Source organism: Streptomyces sp. NPDC001903 (assembly GCF_042891345.1).
Lineage (GTDB): Bacteria > Actinomycetota > Actinomycetes > Streptomycetales > Streptomycetaceae > Streptomyces.
In genome coordinates, this window is record NZ_JBIASZ010000005.1 from 436,652 (window position 1) to 459,332 (window position 22,681).

The 22,681-nt window shown below is 71.3% G+C and carries 23 protein-coding genes; 14 read left to right on the forward strand and 9 right to left on the reverse strand.

The window, feature by feature from the left end; all coding sequences use genetic code 11:
- Nucleotides 1-8: 8 nt before the first annotated feature.
- The 4 genes from ybeY to ACFYZS_RS14555 all read left to right on the forward strand — a co-directional run bounded on the left by ybeY (nt 9) and on the right by ACFYZS_RS14555 (nt 2,721).
- Nucleotides 9-506: an rRNA maturation RNase YbeY gene (ybeY, locus tag ACFYZS_RS14540; protein ID WP_389011263.1), complete on the forward strand. Its 498-nt coding sequence runs from the start codon at nt 9-11 to the stop codon at nt 504-506.
- Nucleotides 503-1,807, forward strand: coding sequence for a hemolysin family protein (locus tag ACFYZS_RS14545; RefSeq protein WP_389011266.1), 1,305 nt, complete (start codon nt 503-505; stop codon nt 1,805-1,807). Before ybeY ends, ACFYZS_RS14545 begins: the two co-directional genes overlap by 4 nt.
- Entirely contained in the window at nt 1,804-2,157 is a 354-nt protein-coding gene (locus ACFYZS_RS14550) for an MmcQ/YjbR family DNA-binding protein (RefSeq protein ID WP_389011269.1), read from the forward strand. Before ACFYZS_RS14545 ends, ACFYZS_RS14550 begins: the two co-directional genes overlap by 4 nt.
- A 207-nt stretch (nt 2,158-2,364) precedes the next feature.
- Complete coding sequence (locus ACFYZS_RS14555; RefSeq protein ID WP_389011273.1) at nt 2,365-2,721, forward strand: cytidine deaminase; 357 nt, start codon at nt 2,365-2,367, stop codon at nt 2,719-2,721.
- Between the two features lie 27 nt (nt 2,722-2,748).
- On the opposite strand, the gene ACFYZS_RS14560 is transcribed toward ACFYZS_RS14555, so the two are convergent.
- On the reverse strand, nt 2,749-4,065 hold the full coding sequence (locus tag ACFYZS_RS14560; protein WP_389011276.1) for an MFS transporter: 1,317 nt from the start codon (nt 4,063-4,065) through the stop codon (nt 2,749-2,751).
- A gap of 71 nt (nt 4,066-4,136) precedes the next feature.
- Between ACFYZS_RS14560 and ACFYZS_RS14565 the strand changes: the two genes are divergently transcribed.
- The 3 genes from ACFYZS_RS14565 (at nt 4,137) to era (ending at nt 7,583) form a co-directional block, all read left to right on the forward strand.
- Entirely contained in the window at nt 4,137-5,129 is a 993-nt protein-coding gene (locus ACFYZS_RS14565) for a GlxA family transcriptional regulator (RefSeq protein WP_389011279.1), read from the forward strand.
- 152 nt (nt 5,130-5,281) lie between these two features.
- Complete coding sequence (locus ACFYZS_RS14570) at nt 5,282-6,586, forward strand: beta-xylosidase (protein ID WP_389011668.1); 1,305 nt, start codon at nt 5,282-5,284, stop codon at nt 6,584-6,586.
- 46 nt (nt 6,587-6,632) lie between these two features.
- The gene (gene era / locus ACFYZS_RS14575) at nt 6,633-7,583 is read left to right on the forward strand and encodes a GTPase Era (protein WP_037837453.1); all 951 of its coding nucleotides are present in this window, start codon (nt 6,633-6,635) and stop codon (nt 7,581-7,583) included.
- A 99-nt stretch (nt 7,584-7,682) separates the two neighbouring features.
- Here era and ACFYZS_RS14580 read toward each other — a convergent pair whose 3' ends face one another.
- From ACFYZS_RS14580 to ACFYZS_RS14590, 3 genes are all read right to left on the reverse strand, one after another.
- The gene (locus ACFYZS_RS14580; RefSeq protein WP_389011282.1) at nt 7,683-8,348 is read right to left on the reverse strand and encodes a class I SAM-dependent methyltransferase; all 666 of its coding nucleotides are present in this window, start codon (nt 8,346-8,348) and stop codon (nt 7,683-7,685) included.
- A gap of 94 nt (nt 8,349-8,442) precedes the next feature.
- Nucleotides 8,443-8,712 carry a protealysin inhibitor emfourin gene (locus ACFYZS_RS14585; RefSeq protein ID WP_385583029.1) on the reverse strand — a complete coding sequence of 90 codons (270 nt, stop codon included), beginning with the start codon at nt 8,710-8,712 and terminating at the stop codon, nt 8,443-8,445.
- 10 nt (nt 8,713-8,722) lie between these two features.
- Complete coding sequence (locus ACFYZS_RS14590; RefSeq protein WP_389011286.1) at nt 8,723-9,787, reverse strand: M4 family metallopeptidase; 1,065 nt, start codon at nt 9,785-9,787, stop codon at nt 8,723-8,725.
- Between the two features lie 365 nt (nt 9,788-10,152).
- Here ACFYZS_RS14590 and leuA point away from each other — a divergent pair, with 365 nt between their 5' ends.
- A complete protein-coding gene (gene leuA / locus ACFYZS_RS14595; protein WP_389011289.1) occupies nt 10,153-11,916 on the forward strand; it encodes a 2-isopropylmalate synthase in 1,764 nt (587 codons plus the stop codon).
- Between the two features lie 61 nt (nt 11,917-11,977).
- Here leuA and ACFYZS_RS14600 read toward each other — a convergent pair whose 3' ends face one another.
- Entirely contained in the window at nt 11,978-12,736 is a 759-nt protein-coding gene (locus tag ACFYZS_RS14600; RefSeq protein ID WP_389011292.1) for an SDR family NAD(P)-dependent oxidoreductase, read from the reverse strand.
- Nucleotides 12,737-12,896: 160 nt separating this feature from the next.
- On the opposite strand from ACFYZS_RS14600, the gene ACFYZS_RS14605 reads away from it, so the two are divergent.
- From ACFYZS_RS14605 to ACFYZS_RS14625, 5 genes are all read left to right on the forward strand, one after another.
- Nucleotides 12,897-13,592 carry a TerB family tellurite resistance protein gene (locus ACFYZS_RS14605; protein ID WP_389011295.1) on the forward strand — a complete coding sequence of 232 codons (696 nt, stop codon included), beginning with the start codon at nt 12,897-12,899 and terminating at the stop codon, nt 13,590-13,592.
- 484 nt (nt 13,593-14,076) lie between these two features.
- Complete coding sequence (locus tag ACFYZS_RS14610) at nt 14,077-15,645, forward strand: nucleobase:cation symporter-2 family protein (RefSeq protein ID WP_389011298.1); 1,569 nt, start codon at nt 14,077-14,079, stop codon at nt 15,643-15,645.
- Between the two features lie 87 nt (nt 15,646-15,732).
- On the forward strand, nt 15,733-16,479 hold the full coding sequence (gene recO, locus ACFYZS_RS14615; protein ID WP_389011301.1) for a DNA repair protein RecO: 747 nt from the start codon (nt 15,733-15,735) through the stop codon (nt 16,477-16,479).
- 11 nt (nt 16,480-16,490) lie between these two features.
- Nucleotides 16,491-17,315: an isoprenyl transferase gene (locus ACFYZS_RS14620; RefSeq protein WP_389011304.1), complete on the forward strand. Its 825-nt coding sequence runs from the start codon at nt 16,491-16,493 to the stop codon at nt 17,313-17,315.
- A 56-nt stretch (nt 17,316-17,371) separates the two neighbouring features.
- Nucleotides 17,372-17,902 (forward strand): hypothetical protein, encoded by a 531-nt coding sequence (locus tag ACFYZS_RS14625; protein ID WP_389011307.1) that lies wholly within the window; start codon nt 17,372-17,374, stop codon nt 17,900-17,902.
- A 28-nt stretch (nt 17,903-17,930) separates the two neighbouring features.
- Here the strand turns inward: ACFYZS_RS14625 and ACFYZS_RS14630 are convergent, their stop codons facing one another.
- The 4 genes from ACFYZS_RS14630 to ACFYZS_RS14645 all read right to left on the reverse strand — a co-directional run bounded on the left by ACFYZS_RS14630 (nt 17,931) and on the right by ACFYZS_RS14645 (nt 21,076).
- Nucleotides 17,931-18,362: a transcriptional repressor gene (locus ACFYZS_RS14630; protein ID WP_134075427.1), complete on the reverse strand. Its 432-nt coding sequence runs from the start codon at nt 18,360-18,362 to the stop codon at nt 17,931-17,933.
- A 61-nt stretch (nt 18,363-18,423) separates the two neighbouring features.
- Complete coding sequence (locus ACFYZS_RS14635; RefSeq protein WP_389011310.1) at nt 18,424-19,290, reverse strand: metal ABC transporter permease; 867 nt, start codon at nt 19,288-19,290, stop codon at nt 18,424-18,426.
- A complete protein-coding gene (locus ACFYZS_RS14640; RefSeq protein ID WP_389011313.1) occupies nt 19,290-20,081 on the reverse strand; it encodes a metal ABC transporter ATP-binding protein in 792 nt (263 codons plus the stop codon). Before ACFYZS_RS14640 ends, ACFYZS_RS14635 begins: the two co-directional genes overlap by 1 nt.
- Before the next feature lie 23 nt (nt 20,082-20,104).
- Nucleotides 20,105-21,076: a metal ABC transporter substrate-binding protein gene (locus ACFYZS_RS14645; protein WP_389011316.1), complete on the reverse strand. Its 972-nt coding sequence runs from the start codon at nt 21,074-21,076 to the stop codon at nt 20,105-20,107.
- Nucleotides 21,077-21,231: 155 nt separating this feature from the next.
- Between ACFYZS_RS14645 and ACFYZS_RS14650 the strand changes: the two genes are divergently transcribed.
- Nucleotides 21,232-22,614, forward strand: coding sequence for a glycine--tRNA ligase (locus ACFYZS_RS14650; protein ID WP_389011319.1), 1,383 nt, complete (start codon nt 21,232-21,234; stop codon nt 22,612-22,614).
- The last annotated feature ends 67 nt before the right edge of the window (nt 22,615-22,681 follow it).

Genomic DNA, 22,681 nt, shown 5'->3' on the forward strand with positions numbered 1-22,681 from the left:
AGCGCACCATGTCGATCGACGTCAACAACGAGTCCGGAACCGAGGTCGACGAGCGGGCGATCCTCGACATCGCCCGCTACGCGCTCACCCGGATGCGGATCCACCCGCTGTCCGAGCTCTCCGTCATCGTCATCGACGAGGACGCCATGGAGCAGCTCCACATCCAGTGGATGGACCTGCCCGGTCCCACCGACGTCATGTCCTTCCCGATGGACGAGCTCCGTCCGCCGACGAAGGACGACGAGGAGCCCCCGCAGGGGCTCCTCGGCGACATCGTGCTCTGCCCCGAGGTCGCCAAGAAGCAGGGCGAGGAAGCCCCGACGCAGCACTCCATGGACGAGGAGCTCCAGCTCCTGACCGTCCACGGGGTGCTGCACCTGCTCGGGTACGACCACGAGGAGCCGGACGAGAAGGCCGAGATGTTCGGCCTGCAGGCGGCCATCGTCGACGGCTGGCGCGGTGAGCGCGGCATGACCGGTCCGTCCCCGGCCCCGACCGTCTCGTGACCGCCCCGCAGCTGATCACCGGCGCGGTGCTGCTGGTGGTGGTGGCCTGGTTCGCGGCGTGCGCCGAGTCCGGGATCGCCCGGATCTCCGGCTTCCGCGCCGAGCAGGCCGTACGGGAGGGCCGGCGCGGCAGCGAGAAGCTGGCGCAGGTCGCCGCCGACCCCACCCGCTACCTCAACGTGGCGCTGCTCGTGCGGGTCACCTGCGAGATGGCGGCCGGCGTACTCGTCACGTACGTCTGCCTCGACGAGTTCGGCGACAACTGGAAGGCCCTGCTCATCGCGATCGCCGTGATGGTGCTGGTCTCCTTCGTGGCCGTCGGGGTCTCCCCGCGCACCATCGGCCGCCAGCACCCCCTCAACACGGCGACGGCGGCCTCGTACGTCCTGGTCCCGCTCGCCCGCGTCATGGGGCCCATCCCGCAGCTGCTGATCCTCATCGGCAACGCGCTGACGCCCGGAAAGGGCTTCCGCAAGGGGCCGTTCGCCTCCGAGGCCGAGCTGCGCGCGATGGTCGACCTGGCGGAGAAGGAGTCGCTGATCGAGGACGAGGAGCGCCGGATGGTGCACCAGGTCTTCGAGCTCGGCGACACGCTGGTGCGCGAGGTGATGGTGCCGCGCACCGACCTGGTCTGCATCGAGCGGTACAAGACGGTCCGTCAGGCGACCACGCTGGCGCTGCGGTCGGGCTTCTCGCGCATCCCGGTGACCGGGGAGAACGAGGACGACATCGTCGGCATCGTGTACCTGAAGGACCTGGTCCGCAAGACGCACATCAGCCGGGAGGCGGAGGCCGACCTGGTCACCACCGCGATGCGGCCGGCGGTCTTCGTGCCGGACACCAAGAACGCGGGCGACCTGCTGCGGGAGATGCAGCAGGTGCGCAACCACGTGGCCGTGGTCATCGACGAGTACGGCGGCACGGCGGGCATCGTCACCATCGAGGACATCCTCGAGGAGATCGTCGGCGAGATCACCGACGAGTACGACCGCGAGCTCGCGCCCGTCGAGGAGCTGGGCGAGGACCGCTACCGGGTGACGGCCCGGCTCGACATCACCGACCTCGGCGAGCTGTTCAAGGTCGAGGACTACGACGACGAGGACGTGGAGACGGTCGGCGGGCTGCTGGCCAAGGCGCTGGGCCGGGTGCCGATCGCGGGTGCCTCGGCGGTCGTGGAGCTGCCGGACGGGCGGCCGCTGCGGCTGACGGCCGAGTCCCCGGCGGGCCGGCGGAACAAGATCGTGACGGTGCTGGTGGAGCCGCTGCCCCGGGCGGCGGGCGAGGAGGGGGAGGGCGCGTGACGCCTGCGGAGCTGCGCGCGTTCTGCCTGGGGTTCAACGCGGCGGTGGAGGAGTTCCCCTTCACGCCCGAGACCTCGGTGTTCAAGGTGCTGGGGAAGGTGTTCGCGCTGAGCGCGCTGGACGCCGACCCGCTGAAGGTCAACCTCAAGTGCGAGCCCGAGCTGGCGGTGCGGCTGCGGGCTGAGCACGAGGCGATCGTGCCGGGCTGGCACATGAACAAGCGGCACTGGAACACGGTCACGGTCGGCGCTCTGCCGGACGCGCTGGTGCGAGAGCTGGTCGAGGACTCGTACGACCTGGTCGTCGCGGGTCTGCCGAGGGCGGAGCGGCTCCGGCTCGACCGGCCGTGACGGTGGAACGAGGACGGGACGAAGGTCACGGGGCTCAGTGACCTTTGGATCACAGGTTCTGCTTATCGGGCGCTTAGGTTTGGTCCCGCGTGCCTCAAGCCCGAGGGGGCTCGACGCATGTCCCGGGGGGACACGGGGGACGGAGGGGAGAGCGTCTCGGCGGGGCCGTCGTGCGGCCCCGCCGAGACGCTCCATATGCTTTCGCCCATGACCGACAGCACCGGGATCACCCCCGAGGACAGCAAGATCATCACGCTGGCGCGCAGCGCCCGGGCCCGCAACGGGGTGCCCGAGGGCGCCGCGGTGCGGGACGAGACCGGCCGTACGTACGTCGCCGGGACGGTGGAGCTGGACTCCCTGAAGCTGAGCGCGCTGCAGACGGCCGTCGCGATGGCGGTGGCGAGCGGGGCCGAGTCCCTGGAGGCCGCGGCCGTGGTCAGCTCGGCGGAGGCGGTGGCCGACGCCGACCGCGCGGCCGTCCGCGACCTCGGCGGCCCGGCCACCCCGGTCCTGCTGGCCGGCCCCGACGGCACCCTCAAGTCCACGACCGCCGCCGGCGCCTGACCCCGGGGCCGCCCGCGGCCGCCCGGCTCACGCCGCCGGGGCGGCGGGGCGGCGGCGGATCACCATCGCCATCAGCGCGGCCATCGCGCACAGCGCGCCCGAGGCGTACCAGACCAGGTCGTACGAGCCGAACGCGTCGCGGGCCAGGCCGCCCAGGAAGGCCACCAGGGCCGCGCCCACCTGGTGCGAGGCGAGGACCCAGCCGAAGACGATGGCGCTGTCCTCCCCGTAGTGCTCGCGGCACAGCGCGATGGTCGGCGGGACGGTCGCGACCCAGTCCAGCCCGTAGAAGACGATGAAGAGCACCATCGGCGGGTGCACGGACGGCGCCAGCAGCATCGGCAGGAACATCAGCGAGATCCCGCGCAGCGCGTAGTACACCGCCAGCAGGCGGCGCGCCTCGAAGCGGTCCGTGAACCAGCCGGAGGCGATGGTGCCGATCACGTCGAACACGCCGATCACCGCGAGCAGCCCCGCGGCCGCCGTCACCGGCATGCCGTGGTCGTGCGCCGCCGGCACGAAGTGGGTCTTGACCAGGCCGTTGGTCGAGGCCCCGCAGATCGCGAAGGTGCCCGCCAGCAGCCAGAAGGGGCCGGTCCGGGCCGCCTTGAACAGCACCGTCACCGCCCGTCGCGCCGCTCCCAGGGCCGGTGCGGGCTTCTCGGCGTAGGTGCCCCCGTACGGCGCGAGTCCCACGTCCGCCGGGTGGTCGCGCAGCAGCAGCCAGACGAACGGGACGACGACCAGTGCCGCCAGCGACACCGTCACGGCCGCCGGACGCCAGCCGTGGTGCACCACCAGCCAGGACAGCAGGGGCAGGAAGACCAGCTGGCCGGAGGCGCCGGCCGCGGTCAGGATGCCGGTCACGAGCCCGCGCCGGGCGGTGAACCAGCGGTTGGTCACCGTCGCCGCGAAGGCCAGCGCCATGGAGCCGCTGCCCAGGCCCACCAGCACGCCCCAGAACAGCACCAGCTGCCAGGACGCGGTCATCCACAGGGTGGCCACCGTACCGCCGGATATGACGAGCAGGGCCAGGGCCACCACCCTGCGGATGCCGAAACGGTCCATCAGCGCGGCGGCGAAGGGCGCGGTGAGCCCGTACAGCGCGAGGTTCACCGAGACGGCGAAGCCGATCGTGCCGCGCGACCAGTCGAACTCCTCGTGCAGCGGCTCGATGAGGAGTCCGGGCAGGGAGGCGAAGGCGGCGGCGCCGATGACCGTCACGAACGCGACGGCCGCGACGAACCAGGCGCGGTGGATGCGGCCGGGGGCGGCCGGGGCCGGGGCCGGACTCGTGGGAGTGGGGGAGGGGGCGGGCTGGTGCTCGGGGGCTGTCTGCGTCACGCAGACAGCTTCCGGCCACGAGGGCCCCGTACGACAGTGGCCTGACCGACACCCTTCGATACGATTGGGCCATGGCCCCTCATCGCGTCGCCGTCCTCGCACTCACCGGGCTGCTGCCCTTCGAGCTCGGCATCCCGCACCGGATCTTCGGCCGCGCCGAGGATTCCGCCGGAGCGCCGCTCTACGAGATCCTCACCTGCGCCCTCGCCCCCGGGCCGGTGCGCACGGACGCCGATTTCGCGATCCACGTCGAGCACGGCCCCGAGCTCCTGGCCACCGCGGACACGGTGGTGGTGCCCGCCTCGTACGAGCTGGGGCCGGTGTACGAGGAGGGCCGGCTGACCGACGGGCTCGCGGCGGCGCTCGCCCACATCCGGCCCGGGACACGGCTCGTCTCGATCTGTACGGGCGGATACGTGCTGGCCGCCGCCGGGTTCCTGGACGGCCGCCCGGCCACCACGCACTGGGCGCACGCCGAGCACTTCCAGCGGCTCTTCCCCGCCGTACGGGTGGACGCCGGGGTGCTCTACACCGACGACGGGGACGTGCTGACCTCGGCGGGGGTCGCCGCCGGCATCGACCTGTGCCTGCACATCGTGCGCCGCGACCACGGCGCCGCCGTCGCCAACGACGTGGCCCGGCGGACCGTCGTACCGCCGCACCGGGACGGCGGGCAGGCCCAGTTCGTCGACCGCCCGGTGCCGCAGCCGCAGCTGGCCAGTACGGCGGCGGCCCGCGCGTGGGTGCTGGACCGGCTGCACGAGCCGGTGCGGCTGGTCGACCTGGCCCGCCAGGAGGCCATGTCGGTGCGGACGTTCACGCGCCGGTTCCGGGAGGAGTCGGGGGTCAGCCCCGGCGAGTGGATCGTCGGCCAGCGGGTGGAGCGGGCCCGGTGGCTGCTGGAGCGGACGGACCTGCCGATGGAACAGGTGGCTCGGGAGACGGGGTTCGGGACGGCGCAGTCGCTGCGCAAGCACGTGCAGGCGGCGCTGGGGGTGAGCCCGACGGCGTACCGGCGCACGTTCCGCGCGGCCGGCGGGCAGGGGGAGCCTGCCATCTCCTGATGGGCCATCAGTCGGTGCCGGATCCGTGCATTGACTTCTCCCGCCGCCCGCTCGTGAATGGCCCCCTGGCGGACGGGAGTTCGACGACACGACTCAGGGGGCGGGCCGTGCGCACACGGGCGGGCAGCAGGAGATGGTCGGTGGCCCTCGGCATGGCCGCGCTCGCGGCGACCACCGGGGGCGCACTGGGCCCGCCCGCCGCCGCCGACGCGGAGGCGCCGTCCGGGCCGGTGGAGTTCCCCACGCACTGCGTACCGCAGCAGGCCGGTGCGGCGCCCGCCGACGGGCCGACCACGGCCCGGATCACCGTGGACGATCCGGCGTCGAAGGCCGGCGACACGGTCACCGTGACCTACCGGGTGGCCCGGACCCCCGCCGTGAACCCGACCGGCGCCGATCTCCCGGCCGACGTGCTGACCCCGACGGGGCGGATCGTGCTGGGGGGCGCGCAGAGCGGCGAGGTCACCGTCGTCGGGGCGAAGCAGAACGACCCCGTCCCGGCGGGGGCCGGACTGCCGGCCGTCACCATGACCGGCACGTTCACCGTCACCGGGGCCGGCGGGGTCACCCTGGCCCCGGGCGGATACACGCTGCACACCAGCCACCCGCAGGACCTGGACACCACCTGCGCGGTCACCGGGGCGCCGGCGCCGGTCGCCGAACGGATCACCGCGAGCCCTCCCCCGGCCACCGCCGGGGGGACCCCCACCCGGGCCAACCTGCGGTCGGTCGCGCTCGGCACGGCGTACGGGAAGCCGGGCGCCCGGGTCAGGGTCACCGGCGCCGGCTTCGCCCCGGGCGCGGCCGTGACGGTGGCCGGCCGGGCGGGCGCCGCCGAGACCGCGGACCGGGTGGCGGCCACGGCGGACGGGCGGGGCGAGGTCCTGGCGGAGCTGCCGGTCACGGACAGGGCGACGACGGCGGTGGTGGCGTACGAGGGCACGGCGTGGTCGGCGCTGCGGGGCTCGGGCCCGGCGGCGTACACGGTCGTCGCGGCGGCGCCCACCCTGACGCAGAGCGTGTCGGCGGTGGTCGAGCCGGGCGCGCTGTCGATGACCCAGGCGGGCGAGTCGATCACGCTGGGCGGGGTCTCGTACGGGGAGGGCGGCGCGGCCCCCGGCCGGATCGGGACGGTCACGGTGAAGGACGCCCGGGGCGGATCGGCGGGATGGACGCTGACCGGCAGGGTCACGGAGTTCACGGGGCCGGGCGGGGTCCGGATCCCGGGCGCCTCGCTGAGCTGGACCCCGAGGTGCACGGCCGCGCCGGGCGGCGCGAGCGGGTGCGCGGCGGGCGGTGCCGGGGTGATCGGTCCGCAGGGGGCGGTGCTCGCCTCCGCGCCGGCCGGCGCGGAGGCCGGCGGGACCTTCACGATCGACGCCTCGGTCACGCTCACGGTGCCGCCGTACACCCCGCCGGGCGCCTACCGGGCCGTGCTGAGCCTGACCCTCTCCTGAGCCCCGCACGGCGGACTGGTCGGCGGTGGGGGCCGCATCGGGGAGAATGGCCCGTATGAGCGATCGTTCCCCCGAGTCCACCGCCCCGCACCGTGCGGGCTTCGCCTGCTTCGTCGGCCGCCCCAACGCGGGGAAGTCGACCCTGACCAACGCACTCGTGGGCACCAAGGTCGCGATCACCTCCAACCGGCCGCAGACCACCCGCCACACCGTCCGCGGCATCGTGCACCGCCCCGACGCCCAGCTCGTGCTGGTCGACACGCCCGGTCTGCACAAGCCGCGCACGCTCCTCGGCGAGCGGCTGAACGACGTCGTGCGGACCACGTGGGCCGAGGTCGACGTGATCGGCTTCTGCCTGCCGGCCGACCAGAAGCTCGGCCCCGGCGACAAGTTCATCGCGAAGGAGCTCGCGGGGATCAAGAAGACCCCCAAGATCGCCATCGTGACGAAGACCGACCTGGTCGACTCCAAGGCCCTGGCCGAGCAGCTCCTCGCCATCCACCAGCTCGGCGCCGAGCTCGGCATCGAGTGGGCCGAGATCGTCCCCGTCTCGGCGGTCGGCGACACCCAGGTCCAGCTGCTGGCCGACCTGATCGCGCCGCTGCTGCCGGAGAGCCCGCCGCTGTACCCGGAGGGCGACCTCACCGACGAGCCCGAGATGGTGATGGTCGCGGAGCTGATCCGCGAGGCCGCGCTGGAGGGCGTACGGGACGAGCTCCCGCACTCCATCGCGGTCGTGGTCGAGGAGATGATCCCCCGGGAGAACCGACCGGCGGACCGCCCGCTGCTGGACATCCACGCGAACGTCTACATCGAGCGGCCCAGCCAGAAGGGCATCATCATCGGCCCGAAGGGCTCCCGGCTGAAGGAGGTCGGGATGAAGTCGCGCAAGCACATCGAGGCGCTGCTCGGCACCCCGGTCTTCCTCGACCTGCACGTCAAGGTGGCGAAGGACTGGCAGCGCGACCCCAAGCAGCTGCGCAAGCTGGGCTTCTGAGGCGCGCGGCCACACCGCACGACGACGGACGGACGCGGCCCTCGCCCGGGGGCCGCGTCCGTCCGTCGTCGTCTTGGCGGCGGGCTGCTAGGCGGGCCGCTAGGCGGGCCGGCGCACCCGCACCACGTTGTCCGTACGGTGCCCCGGCGTACCGTCGGGCTTCGCCTGCACCCGCTCGGTCTCCTCGGCCCGCAGCACCTCCCAGCCCGCCGTGACCGGCTCCAGCTGCGCGAGGACCTCCCCGGGCGTGGGGAAGTGCGCCTCCTCCCGGTCCTCCTGCCAGGGCGCCCATCCCGCGTGGCCTACCACCAGCAGGGTGCCGCCGGGGGCCACGGCCGAGGCTGCCCTGCGCAGGACGGCGTCACGGGGGAAGTCCCCGTAGTTGTGCAGGAAGCAGGCCGAGACGAGGTCGAACTCCCCCTGCGGGAAGGACTCCGTCAGATCGTGCCGCGCGAAGGAGACCCGCTCCGAGACCCCGGCGTCCGACGCGTGCCCGGCCGCCCGGCCGAGGGCGACCCCGGAGATGTCGGTGCCGGTCACGGTCCACCCGCGGCGGGCCAGCCAGACGGCGTCGCCGCCCTCGCCGCAGCCGAGGTCCAGGGCCCGCCCCGGGGCGAGGCCGGACACCTCCCGCACCAGCATGGCGTTGGCCTCGCCGCTCCAGATCCGGTCGCTCTCCGCGTAGCGGCCGTCCCAGAACTCCTCTCCCGCCGGGGGTCCGGACGCCGGGGGATGCTGCGTGTGCGCATGCGTGTGCTCGGTCATGGGTTCCTCTTCCCGTACGGGTGCCGGTACGGCCGATGCTCCGCCCGGCCCGCCCGTAGGGGCAAACCTTGTTGCCGTTCCGGCAAACCGCCGCTCAGGCACCTTCCTTCAGCAGCCGGGAGATCAGCGTCCGCTGCGCCTCCGAGAGGTTCGGCTCCTGGCAGGACACGGTGCGCCCGTCGACGGTGATCCGGTACGAGAACCCGTCCCGCACCCGGTCCGATCCGGGGGCGGGCGGGACGGGCCGCAGCGCCAGCTGGGCCAGGGCCCGCCATTCGTCCTCGTCGGGCCGGCCCGAGGTGTCCACCTCGGCCCGGCGCTCGATCCCCGCGAAGCCGCCCGTCCGCACCACCAGAATCCGCATGTCCTGCGTTCTACCCCAGGCCGACCGCCGACCACGCCTTCTGGAGCGCCTGGTGCTCCGCGCCGCCGTCCCCGTACCGGGCCACCGCGGCCGCCACCGACAGCCGGGCGAAGTCCTTGAAGTCCGCGTCGGAGGCCAGCTCGCCGCCCGTCAGCGTGTCGTACCAGATCCGCCCGGCCCGCTCCCACGCCTTGCCGCCGAGCTCGGTCGCCACCAGGTAGAAGGCGTGGTTCGGGATGCCCGAGTTGATGTGCACCCCGCCGTTGTCCTGCGAGGTCTTCACGTAGCCGTCCATCGTCGCCGGCTGCGGGTCCTTGCCGAGCTCGTCGTCGTCGTACGCGGTGCCCGGCGCCTTCATCGAGCGCAGCGCGACCCCGCTGACGTTCGGGCCCAGCAGTCCGGCGCCGATCAGCCAGTCCGCGTCCTGGGCCGTCTGGTCCAGCGAGTACTGCTTGATCAGCGAGCCGAAGACGTCGGACATCGACTCGTTGAGCGCGCCCGACTGCCCGTGGTAGTCGAGGTTCGCCGTGTACTGGGTGACCCCGTGGGTGAGCTCGTGCCCGATGACGTCGATCGACACGGTGAAGTCGAGGAAGATGTCGCCGTCGCCGTCGCCGAACACCATCTGCTGTCCGTCCCAGAAGGCGTTGTTGTAGTCCTGGCCGTAGTGGACGCTCGCGTCCAGGGCCAGCCCGGAGTCGTCGATCGAGTGCCGGCCGAAGCCCTTCAGGAAGAGTTCGTACGTGGCTCCGAGCCCCGCGTACGCGCGGTTGACGGTGGCGTCGCCGGTGGGCTCGGCGCCCTCCCCGCGCACCTTCTTCCCGGGCAGCCGGGTGCGGTGCTGGGCGTCGTAGATGGTCCGGCGGGGCTCGTCGGAGACGGGCGTCCCCACGGCGGGGGCGATCCCGCGCAGGGTGGTGACGCTGCGCCGGGTGCGCAGCAGGGCGTCCTGTTCGAGGGTGCGCTGCGCGGCGTCGGCGCGCTCCGCGCGCTGGGACCGGGCGATCTTGTCGAGCAGGTGGGGCGGGACCACCGTGCAGAAGACGGGGTGGCGGGAAACGTGGGAGGCATCCATCCCGGCAATGTGGCAGCGGGTCATCACGGTGTCACTACCCGCAACCATGATTCATTCGGTTGTCTGAAAGCGGTCACGCCGCGTTGACGGATCGGCCGGACCTGTATCGGCAGAACGCGACGTAGCTCACATTCGGTATAAATCGGACAGGTCGGTCCCGCATACTGAAACAGGTCCTCGCGTTACGGCGCGGCTCGGATAGGCTCGGTCCATCATGCGTTTCGGGCTGCTTCTCCTTAGCTGCCGCGGCGAGGGTCTGTAGTCGTAGGCCGACCCCCTCCCCGCGGAGTTTGGTGTTGCGGTTTTTACGACCGCCGTCGGCCGTTCCAGCGAACTACACGCGGACACGCGAGGAGCCCAACGCCATGAGCCAGCAGCCTTTTGTCGGTCGCCCCACGCCCATCACCAACGCGACCCACTCCCAGAAGACCTCCGGGATGCCGATCCACAAGTACGGCCGGTACGAGCAGGTGGACATCCCGGACCGCACCTGGCCGGACGCCCGCGTCACCAAGGCCCCCCGCTGGCTCTCCACCGACCTGCGCGACGGCAACCAGTCGCTGATCGACCCGATGACCCCCGCCCGCAAGCGCGAGATGTTCGACCTGCTGGTGCGCATGGGCTACAAGGAGATCGAGGTCGGCTTCCCCTCCTCCGGCGAGACCGACTTCGCCTTCGTGCGCTCCATCATCGAAGAGGGCGCGATCCCGGACGACGTCACCATCTCCGTACTGACCCAGGCCCGCGAGGACCTGATCGAGCGGACCGTGGAGTCCCTGGTCGGTGCCAAGCGCGCCACCGTGCACCTGTACAACGCGACCGCCCCGACCTTCCGCCGGGTCGTCTTCCGCGGCTCCAAGGAGCAGATCAAGCAGATCGCCGTGGACGGCACCCGCCTGGTCATGGAGTACGCCGAGAAGCTGCTGGGCCCCGAGACCACCTTCGGCTACCAGTACAGCCCGGAGATCTTCACCGACACCGAGCTGGACTTCGCCCTGGAGGTCTGCGAGGCCGTCTGCGACGTCTGGCAGCCGTCCGAGGGGCGCGAGATCATCCTGAACCTGCCCGCCACCGTGGAGCGTTCGACGCCGTCCACGCACGCGGACCGCTTCGAGTGGATGGCCCGCAACCTGACCCGCCGCGAGCACATCTGCATCTCCGTGCACCCGCACAACGACCGCGGCACCGCCGTCGCCGCCGCCGAGCTGGCCCTGATGGCCGGCGCCGACCGCATCGAGGGCTGCCTGTTCGGGCAGGGCGAGCGCACCGGCAACGTCGACCTGATCACGCTGGGCATGAACCTGTTCTCGCAGGGCATCGACCCGCAGATCGACTTCTCGCAGATCGACGAGATCCGTCGCACCAGCGAGTACTGCAACCAGATGGAGGTCCACCCGCGCCACCCCTACGCGGGCGACCTGGTCTACACCGCCTTCTCCGGCTCCCACCAGGACGCCATCAAGAAGGGCTTCGACGCCATGGAGGCCGACGCGGCCGCCCAGGGCAAGACCGTCGACGACATCGAGTGGGCGGTCCCGTACCTGCCGATCGACCCGAAGGACGTCGGCCGCTCCTACGAGGCGGTCATCCGCGTCAACTCGCAGTCCGGCAAGGGCGGCATCGCGTACGTCCTGAAGAACGACCACAAGCTGGACCTGCCGCGCCGCATGCAGATCGAGTTCTCGCGGATCATCCAGGCCAAGACCGACGCCGAGGGCGGCGAGGTCACGCCGAAGGCCATCTGGGACGTGTTCTCGGACGAGTACCTGCCCAACCCCGAGAACCCGTGGGGCCGCATCCAGCTGCGCTCCGGTTCGACGGCCACCGACAAGGACGGCACGGACACGCTGACCGTCGAGGCGGTCGTGGACGGCGTGGAGACGGTCCTGAACGGCACCGGCAACGGTCCGATCTCGGCCTTCTTCGACGCCCTGAACGGCATCGGCGTCGACGTCCGCCTGCTGGACTACACCGAGCACACGATGAGCGAGGGCGCCTCCGCCGTGGCCGCCTCGTACATCGAGTGCGCGATCGAAGGCCGCGTCCTGTGGGGCATCGGCATCGACGCCAACACCACCCGCGCCTCCCTGAAGGCGGTCATCTCCGCCGTCAACCGCGCGGGCCGCTGATCCCTCGTACGAGCTGCCCCGTCCCTCCCCGCGGAGGGGCGGGGCGGCGCCGTTCCCGGATTCAGCGGGCCAGATAGCCGCCGTCCACCGGCAGGATCGCGCCCGTCACGAACGAGGCCGCGTCCGAGGCCAGGAAGGCGATGACCCGGGCCACCTCCTCCGGCTCGCCGAGGCGCCCCATCGGATGGGCCGCGGAGACCTCCGCCAGGTACTCGGGGCCGCCCGGCTCGTCCTTCAGCGCCAGCACCCGCTCCGTACGGATGGTGCCGGGCGCCACCGCGTTGACCCGGATCCCGCGCGCGGCCCACTCCACCGCCAGGTGCTTGGTCAGCCCCGACGCCACGAACTTCGCCGGCCCGTACGCCGCCTGCCGGGCCTGCCCGGCCACCCCCGAGACCGAGGAGACGCAGACCAGCGCCCCGCCGGGCCGCTCCTGCGCGGTCATCGCCTCGATCGCGTACTTGCAGGTCAAGAACATGCCGCGGCCGTCGATCGCCATGACGTGGTCCCAGTCCTCGGGGCTGGTCTCGTTGACGTCCGAAAGGGGGAGCACCCCGGCGTTCGCCACGGCGACGTCGAGCCTCCCGTACGCCTCCACGGCCGCGTCGACCATCGCCCGGTTGGCCTCCGGATCGGCGACGTCACCCGCCACGACGGTGATGCCGATGCCCTCGGCGGCCAGTTCCGTACGCAGTTTCGCGACCCCGGGGCCATTGATGTCGGCCGCGGTGACCCGGGCGCCGGACCGGGCCAGCAAAAGGGCGGTGGCCTTGCCGATGCCGCTCGCGGCACCCGTCACCAGACAGGACTTCTCGTTCACGCGGCAGAGCGTAGGGAAAAACGGAGGCGCGCGGGGGCGCAGTTCGGCCAAGTCCCCTGGGTGGCGCAGGTTGTCTTGTCACACGACTGACGGATCCTCACCGATGTGGCTAACATCACGCCAAACCGGCGATGCTGCCGGCAGGTGACGGAGGTGCGACGTGCTGCCAGTTCGGGGTGGGGACGGCCGGAAGCTGACGGTCTGGGGCATCCGTACCACCTGGAGCACCGTGGGTGACGGGGAGTTCTTCTGCCCCGACTGCGGTGGCGACCGCAACTACCGCCGGCGCACCGGGCGCCGCCGGTTCACGGTCCTCGGCGTCCCGCTGCTGCCGCGCGGCGCGGCCGGGCCCGTCATCGAGTGCCAGGGCTGCCGGGAGCGCTTCGACACCGAAGTCCTCGACCACCTGACCACCACCCGCTTCTCGGCGATGCTGCGCGACGCCGTGCACACCGTGACGCTGGCCGTGCTCGCGGCCGGCGGGACCGCCTCGCGCGGCGCGCTGGAGGCCGCCGTGTCGGCCGTACGGGCGGCGGGGTTCCAGGACTGCACGGAGGAGCAGCTGGAGTCCCTGGTGGAGGCGCTGGCCACCGACGAGGGCCGGCTCGGGCTGTACGACGTACCCGAGTGCTGCGGTGCCGCGCTGGCGATAGAGCTCCACGAGGCCCTGGAACCGCTGGCTCCGCACCTGGCCGGGCCCGGACGGGAATCGATCCTGCTCCAGGGTGCCCGGATCGCCCTCGCGGACGGCCCGTACACCCCGGCCGAGCGCGAGGTGCTCGCCACGGTGGGCGCCGCGCTGCGGATCGCCTCCGAGGACGTGGCCCGCCTGCTGTCGGCGGTCCGGGCGCCGTAACGCGGCCGAAAAGGCCTCGGTACGGCTTCGGTACGGGCTCGGCACGGCCTCGGTACGCCTTCGGCGGGGTAACGATCCGGCCTCGTGCGGCCGAACGCGCCCCCCTTCGCGCTCTGCGTGAAGGGGGGATTCGTGCGTTCCGGCTTCGGCCGTCCACCCATTGGACACCTGGGCGGGGCCGTGACCTGCACGTACGGGTTTTGCGGCCGCCTGCGATACGCCCCTGCGGAGACATCCGCCACTGGAGATACCTACAGACCTCGGCTCTCCAGAGGTCAACACTTTGTGGAAGTCCACGATACCTGTGAGCACCCCCACAGGCGTTCAATTCCGGTCACACGACGAGACGCCGCCGGTAACACAGCGGGGCTTCGATTCACGTGAACGCACTGACAACCCTGGCGAACCAACGGGATAGCGACCCACTTCACCAGGGACAACCAGATTCCTCTCGTTTACCTACCTCTTGAAGGGCAAGGCAGAGATGGCACGTGTCGCCGCCCGGCTTTCCGCCAACGGAGAGCAGAGCCAGCACCCGGTCGACGAGGTGCTCCCCCTCCCCAAGCTCGCGCTGTACGGCTTCCAGCACGTACTCGCGTTCTACGCCGGTGCGGTGATCGTCCCGATCATCGTGGGCGGTGCCCTCGGCCTGACCACCGAGCAGCTGGTCTACCTGATCAACGCCGACCTGTTCACCTGCGGCATCGCCTCGATCATCCAGGCGTGGGGCATCGGCCGGATCGGCGCCCGCCTGCCGCTGATCCAGGGCGTCACCTTCACCGCGGTCTCCCCGATGATCGCCATCGGGCTCGGAGCCGGCGGCGGTACGGCGGGACTGCTCGTCATCTACGGGGCGGTCATCACGGCGGGCATCGCGACCTTCGCCTTCGCCTGGCTGCCCCCCAAGGCCTTCCGTACGGTCATGAGGCTCTTCCCGCCGGTCGTCACCGGCACGGTGATCACCGTCCTCGGCATCGTGCTGATCCCCGTCGGCCTCAACGACGCCGCGGGCGGCCTCGGCAGCCCCGACTTCGGCGACCCGAAGAACTTCGCGTACGCCGGCGGCACGATGCTCTTCATCCTCGTCCTGATGAAGCTCGGCAAGCCCTTCCTCTCCAGCATCGCGATCCTGCTCGGCCTGGTCGGCGGCACCGCCGTCGCCTTCCTGCTCGGCGACGCCAAGTTCGGCGACGTGGGCCACTCGGACTGGATCGGCATCACCACCCCGTTCCACTACGGAGCCCCGAAGTTCGCCTGGTTCCCGATCCTGCTGATGCTCATCGTCATGCTGATCACCATGGTCGAGACGACCGGCGACACCTACGCCGTCGGCGACATCGTCGGCAAGGAGATCGACAGCGAGACCGTGGCCCGCGCCCTGCGCGCCGACGGCGCCGCGACCGCCCTCGGCGGCGTCCTGAACTCCTTCCCGTACGTGGCCTTCGCCGAGAACGTCGGCCTGGTCCGCATGACCAAGGTCAAGAGCCGCTTCGTGGTGGTCGCCGCGGGCGTCTTCATGATCGTGCTCGGGCTGATCCCGAAGGCCGCCGCGATCGTCGCCGCGGTCCCGCACGGAGTGCTCGGCGGCGCGGCGACGGTGATGTTCGCGATGGTGGCGCTGGCCGGTATCCAGACCCTGGCCAAGGTCGACCTCAAGGAGGAGAAGAACGCGCTGGTCGTGGGTGTCTCCCTGGCTTTCGCGCTGCTGCCGGCGACCGTCCCGGTGCTCTTCAAGGACCACATGGACACGGACCTGTCCTCGCTCCTCAACAGCGGTGTGACGCTCGGTGCCACGGCCGCGATCGTGCTCAACCTGATCTTCAACGGCCTGGGAGCGGACGACGCGCACCAGGCCCCGCAGGCCGAGCTGCCCGCGCAGTCGTCGGCCGCGCCGGACGCGGCGCCGGAGGCCGCGCCGGACGCCGCGCCGGAGGCGAAGACGGCGGGTGAGGCCGAGACGCTGGCCGAGGCGACCGTCGGAGCCGCCGTGGCCGCGAGCGCCCCGGGAGCCGTGAAGACGGACGCGGACGACGAGGCCGCGCCCGCCTCCTGACCCTCCCAAGGGGCGAAAGGCCCTCTGTCCGGACCCGGGTCCGGACAGAGGGCCTTTCGCCGCCCCGGCGCAGGCGACAATGGGCGCATGAGTCTGTTCCGCGACGACGGCATCGTGCTGCGCACCCAGAAGCTGGGTGAGGCGGACCGCATCATCACGCTCCTCACCCGGGGCCACGGCCGGGTGCGGGCCGTCGCCCGCGGCGTGCGGCGTACGAAGTCCAAGTTCGGCGCCGGGCTGGAACCTTTCTCCCACGCCGACGTGCAGTTCTTCGCCCGGGGCAGCGAGTTGATCGGCCGCAGCCTCCCGCTCTGCACCCAGACCGAGATCATCGCCCCGTACGGCAACGGCATCGTCACCGACTACGCCCGCTACACCGCCGGCACCGCGATGCTGGAGACCGCCGAGCGGTTCACCGAGAACGAGGGCGAGCCCGCCGTACAGCAGTACCTGCTGCTGATCGGCGCCCTGCGCACGCTCTCGCGCGGCGAGCACGAGCCGAACCTCATCCTCGACGCGTTCCTGCTGCGCTCCCTCGCCGTCAACGGCTACGCGCCCAGCTTCACGGACTGCGCGAAGTGCGGGATCCACGGCCCCAACCGGCACTTCTCGGTCGCCGCGGGCGGGGTCGTCTGCGGGGACTGCCGGGTCGCCGGCAGCGTCGTACCCTCGTCGGAGGCCATCGCCCTGCTCAGCGCGCTGCTGACGGGCGACTGGGGGCACGCGGACGCCTGCGAGGCGCGGCACGTGCGGGAGGGCAGCGGGCTGGTCTCCGCCTATTTGCACTGGCATCTGGAGCGCGGGCTACGCTCCCTGCGATACGTCGAGAAATAGGAGCTGGACACATGGCACGACGCGGGATTCTGGGACGCTCTCGCCGGGAGTACAAGGTTCCCGAGCCGCACCCGTCCGGTGAGCGCCCGCCGAAGATCCCCGGCGAGCTCGTCCCGAACCACGTCGCGGTGGTCATGGACGGCAACGGCCGCTGGGCCAAGGAGCGCGGGCTGCCGCGGACCGAGGGCCACAAGGTCGGCGAGGGCGTCGTGCTCGACGTGCTCAAGGGCTGCCTGGAGATGGGCGTCAAGAACCTCTCCCTGTACGCCTTCTCGACGGAGAACTGGAAGCGCTCGCCCGACGAGGTCCGCTTCCTGATGAACTTCAACCGCGACGTCATCCGCCGGCGCCGCGACGAGATGAACGAGCTGGGCATCCGGATCCGCTGGGTCGGCCGGATGCCGAAGATGTGGAAGTCGGTCGTCCAGGAGCTCCAGGTCGCCCAGGAGCAGACCGTCGACAACGACGCGATGACCCTGTACTTCTGCGTGAACTACGGCGGCCGTGCGGAGATCGCGGACGCGGCGCAGGCCATCGCGCGCGACGTGGCCGCCGGGAAGCTGGACCCGTCGAAGGTCAACGAGAAGACCTTCGCGAAGTACATGTACTACCCGGACATGCCGGACGTGGACCTGTTCCTGCGGCCGAGCGGTGAGCAGCGCACGTCCAACTACCTGCTCTGGCAGAGCGCGTACGCCGAGATGGTCTTCCAGGACGTGCTGTGGCCGGACTTCGACCGCCGCAACCTGTGGGCGGCCTGCCTGGAGTACGCCCAGCGCGACCGCCGCTTCGGCGGCGCCGTCCCGAACCAGGCCGAGCCCGGTTCCACGGCCTGATCCGCGGCGCGAAAAGGCCGTCGCGGGGCCGGGCCCGGAGGATAGGGTCCGTTGTCATGGACATGGACGGGGAACAGGTGCCGGTACGGCTCAGCTACCGGATCACCACGGCGGACGTCGCGCAGGCGCTCCGGGCGCGTGACGCCCGGGTGCCCGCGGGGCGCCGCAGGCGGATGCTGCTGATCGTCTTCGGGGCGCTGCTGCTGGCCTTCGGGGGACTGGCGCTGATGGGCGGCGGGCCGCTCGGCAGACCGCTGCTCGTCGCCGGGGGAGGGGTCCTGCTGCTGGTCCTCACGCTGCTCGGCCCGCAGCTGACGGCGCGGGCCTTCGCGGGGCTGCTGGCCAAGGCGGGGGAGACCACGGCGGTGATCGACGACGCCGGGGTGTGCGTGAGCACCGCGGACACGCAGTCGCGCGTCAACTGGGCCGCGCAGCCGATGTACACGGAGACGGCCGACACCTTCGTCACGCTCAGCGTCGCCAAGCGGGCGGTGGCCATGACGATCCTGCCCAAGCGCGGGGCCGAGGACCCGGCGGACGTCGACCGCCTCCGGGCACTCCTCGACCGCAACCTGCAGAAGCTCTAGGCGGGCTCCGCCCAGGCGGAGGCGCCCGCTAGGCGGAGGCGGCCGCGCAGTCGGCGCAGGTGCCGAAGATCTCCACCGTGTGGGCCACGTTCACGTAGCCGTGTTCCGCCGCGATGGACTCCGCCCACTTCTCCACCGCCGGGCCCTCCACCTCGACCGCCTTGCCGCACTTGCGGCAGACCAGGTGGTGGTGGTGGTCCCCGGTGGAGCAGCGCCGGTAGACCGACTCCCCGTCGCTGGTGCGCAGCACGTCGACCTCGCCGGCGTCCGCGAGCGACTGGAGGGTGCGGTACACGGTGGTCAGGCCCACCGAGTCACCGCGGTGCTTGAGCATGTCGTGCAGTTCCTGGGCGCTGCGGAACTCGTCCACCTCGTCCAGCGCCGCGGCGACGGCTGCCCGCTGCCGGGTGGATCGTCCTCGTACTGGCGCGGTATTCATCTCGCCAGGCGCAGTCGCCACCGGTTCCTCCTCGTATCGGCCTCGGCCCATTGTGCCAGGCGGCCGTACCTCCCAGGCCTGCCTAGACCTTCACATCATCGCGCGTGCAGACCTCTTCGGCGGCGCGGGCCGCGTTCGCACGGCGCCGGGCCAGCGGCGTCGACAGCGCGGTCATCACCATGAAGACGCCGATGGCGAGCAGCACGATGGTGCCGCCGGAGGGGGCGTCGATGTAGTACGTGAGGGTCGTACCGGAGAGCGAGACCAGCACGCCGATCACCATCGCCAGCGACAGGGTGGCGGTGAATCCGCGGGTGACGCGCTGCGCCGCCGCGACCGGGATCACCATCATGGCGCTGACCAGCAGCAGGCCGACGATCCGCATGGCCACGGTGACGGTGACGGCGGCGGTGACCGCGATCAGCAGGTTCAGGAAGCGCACCGGCAGGCCGGTGACCCGGGCGAACTCCTCGTCCTGGCAGACGGCGAACAGCTGGCGGCGCAGCCCGAGGGTGACGGCGATGACGAAGGCCGCGAGGATCACGACGGCGGTCACGTCCTCGGCGGAGACCGTGGTGATCGAACCGAAGAGGTAGCTGGTCAGATTGGCCGTCGAGCCGCCCGGGGCCAGGTTGATGATCATCACGCCGCCGGCCAGGCCGCCGTAGAAGAGCATGGCGAGCGCGATGTCCCCGCTGGTCTTGCCGCGGGAGCGGATCAGCTCCATGCCGACCGCGCCGATGAAGGCGACGAGGGTCGCCATCCACACCGGGCTCGCGTTGAACAGGAAGCCGAGCGCGACGCCGGTCATGGCCACGTGCCCGATGCCGTCGCCCATGACGGCCTGCCGGCGCTGTACGAGGTACGTGCCGATGGCCGGGGCGGTGACGCCGACCAGGACGGCGGCGAGCAGGGCCCGCTGCATGAAGGCGTAGTCGAGGAGGTCCATCAGCTCAGCAGTCCCGTCCGGAGCGGCTCGGCGTCGTGCGCCGCGTGGGGGTGTACGTGGTCGTGGCCGGGCAGGGCGTGCTGCCCCACGGCCTCCGGGGGCGGGCCGTCGTGGACGACGCAGCCGTCGCGCAGGACGACGGCGCGGTCGATCAGCGGCTCCAGCGGGCCCAGCTCGTGCAGGACGAGCAGGACGGTCGAGCCGGCGGCGACCTGCTCGCGCAGGGCGTTCGCGAGGACCTCCTGGTTGGCGAGGTCCACGCCGGCCATCGGCTCGTCCATGATCAGGAGTTCGGGCTCCACGGCGAGCGCCCGCGCGATGAGCACGCGCTGGTGCTGGCCGCCGGAGAGGGCGTTGACGGAGGCGTCCGCGTACGGGCTCATGTCGACGAGGGCCAGGGCCCGCTCGACGGCCGCCTTGTCGGCCTTGCGGAGGATGCCGAAGCGGGAGCGGGCGAGCCGGCCGGAGGAGACGACCTCGCGGACGGTGGCCGGGACCCCGCTGGCGGCGGTGGTGCGCTGCGGGACGTACCCGATGCGCGACCAGGCGCGGAAGCGCTTGAAGTCCGTGCCGAACAGCTCCAGCCCGCCGTCGGACAGCGGGACCTGCCCGACGATCGCGCGCACGGCCGTGGACTTGCCGGAGCCGTTGGCGCCGAGCAGGGCGACGACCTCGCCGCGCCGGACGGCGAGGTCGACCCCGCGCAGCACGGGGCGCGAGCCGAGCGAGGCGGTGGCCCCGCGCAGGGATATGACGGGCTGGTCCGCCGCCTCCGAGGGCTGGGACTCCATGGCACGCGCCTCCGTTACTGCCATTACTTGCTACCGAGCGCCTTCTGCAGGTTCTTCAGGTTGGACCGCATGACCTTGAAGTAGTCAGCGCCCTGGGACTTGTCGGTGATTCCCTCGAGCGGGTCGAGGACGTCGGTCTTCAGGCCCGTGTCGGTGGCGAGCGTCTTGGCCGTCTTGTCGCTGGCCAGCGTCTCGAAGAACACGGTCGAGACATTGTCCTTCTTCGCGACGGCCTGGAGCTCCTTCATCCGGGCCGGGCTCGGCTCGGACTCGGGGTCGACTCCGGAGATGCCCTCCTGGTCGAGGCCGTAGCGCTCGGCGAGGTAGCCGAAGGCGGAGTGCGTGGTGATGAAGGTCTTGGACGCGGTGTTCCGCAGGCCGTCCTTGAACTCGGTGTCGAGCGCGGTCAGCTTGCCGAGCAGTTCGTCGGTGTTCTTGCGGTAGTCCGCCGCGTGGTCCGGGTCGGCCTTCTCCAGGGCCGCGCCGACGCCCTTGGCGACCTCGGCGTACTTCACCGGGTCCAGCCAGACGTGCGGGTCCTCGCCGTGGGCGTGGTCGTGGCCCTCCTCGCCCTCGGTGTGGCCCGCCTCGCCCTCGTGGGCGTGGTCGTGCCCGGAGGAGCCGTGGACCTCCAGCTCGGTGAGCTTGGCGGCGTCGACGACGTGCTTCACGCCGGACTGGGCGACGGCCTTGTCGACGGCGGGCTGCAGGCCTTTGAGGTAGAGGACGACGTCGGATTCGCCCAGCTGCCCGGTCTGCTTCGGGGTGATCTCCAGGTCGTGCGGTTCGACGCCCGGCTTGGTCAGGGTGTCGACCTTCACGTGGTCCTTGCCGATCTGTTCGGCGAGGAACTGCATCGGGTAGAACGACGACATGACGTCGAGCTTGCCGTCCTTGCCGCTTCCGGAGGCTCCGGAGCAGGCGGTGAGGGCCGTGGCGCCGAGGGCTACGGCTCCGGCGAGGGCGGCGGCGGGTATGAGGCGTCGTACGTTCATGACATCCATTTTCATCAAAGATGGAAACGATTGTCAAAAACCCAGGTGAGGAGCCCGGGGGCGGTGCCGCAGAAGGGGAACCGATTTGAAAGGGGGGGTGCGGGCGCCGGTAACCTAAAGCCTTCGCCGTTCGTCCTCGTAATGAAGAGAGCACCGTGGCCGCCGACAAGATCGAAACCATCGTCAGCCTGAGCAAGCGCCGTGGCTTCGTTTTCCCGTGCAGTGACATCTACGGTGGCTCCAGGGCTGCCTGGGACTACGGTCCGCTGGGTGTCGAGCTCAAGGAGAACATCAAGCGCCAGTGGTGGAAGGCCATGGTCACCGGGCGCGAGGACATCGTCGGCCTCGACTCTTCCGTGATCCTGGCCCCCGAGGTCTGGGTGGCCTCCGGTCACGTCGCGACCTTCTCGGACCCGCTGACCGAGTGCACCTCCTGTCACAAGCGCCACCGCGCGGACCACCTGGAGGAGGCGTACGAGGCCAAGCACGGCCGTGCGCCCGAGAACGGCCTCGCCGACATCAACTGCCCGCACTGCGGTGTGAAGGGCCAGTTCACCGAGCCGAAGCAGTTCTCCGGCATGCTGGAGACCCACCTCGGCCCGACCCAGGACACCGGCTCGAAGGCGTACCTGCGCCCCGAGACCGCCCAGGGCATCTTCACCAACTTCGCCCACGTGCAGACCACCTCGCGCAAGAAGCCCCCGTTCGGCATCGCGCAGATGGGCAAGTCCTTCCGCAACGAGATCACTCCGGGCAACTTCATCTTCCGCACGCGCGAGTTCGAGCAGATGGAGATGGAGTTCTTCGTCAAGCCGGGCGAGGACGAGCAGTGGCAGGAGTACTGGATGCAGGAGCGGTGGAACTGGTACCGCGGCCTCGGCATCCGCGAGGAGAACATCCGCTGGTACGACCACCCGAAGGAGAAGCTGTCCCACTACTCGAAGCGCACCGCCGACATCGAGTACCGCTTCAACTTCGGCGGCAGCGAGTTCTCCGAGCTGGAGGGCATCGCCAACCGCACCGACTTCGACCTGAAGGCGCACTCCGCGGCCTCCGGCCAGGACCTCACCTACTTCGACCAGGAGGCCGGTGAGCGCTACACCCCGTACGTCATCGAGCCGGCGGCCGGTGTGAACCGCGCCATGCTCGCCTTCATGCTCGACGCGTACGTCGAGGACGAGGCCCCGAACGCCAAGGGCGCCATGGAGAAGCGCACCGTGATGCGCTTCGACCCGCGCCTGGCCCCGATCAAGGTCGCCGTCCTGCCGCTGTCCCGCAACCCGCAGCTGTCGCCGAAGGCCAAGGGCCTCGCGGCCGACCTGCGCAAGAACTGGAACATCGAGTTCGACGACGCGGGCGCCATCGGCCGCCGCTACCGCCGCCAGGACGAGATCGGCACGCCGTTCTGCGTCACCGTCGACTTCGACACCCTGGACGACAACGCGGTGACCGTGCGCGAGCGCGACACCATGAAGCAGGAGCGCGTCTCCCTGGACCAGATCCAGAGCTACCTCGGCAGCCGCCTGCTCGGCTGCTAGGACCGCCTGAAAGGCCGGTGGCCCGGTGCGCTGATCGCGCACCGGGCCACCGGCCTTTCGCATGTAC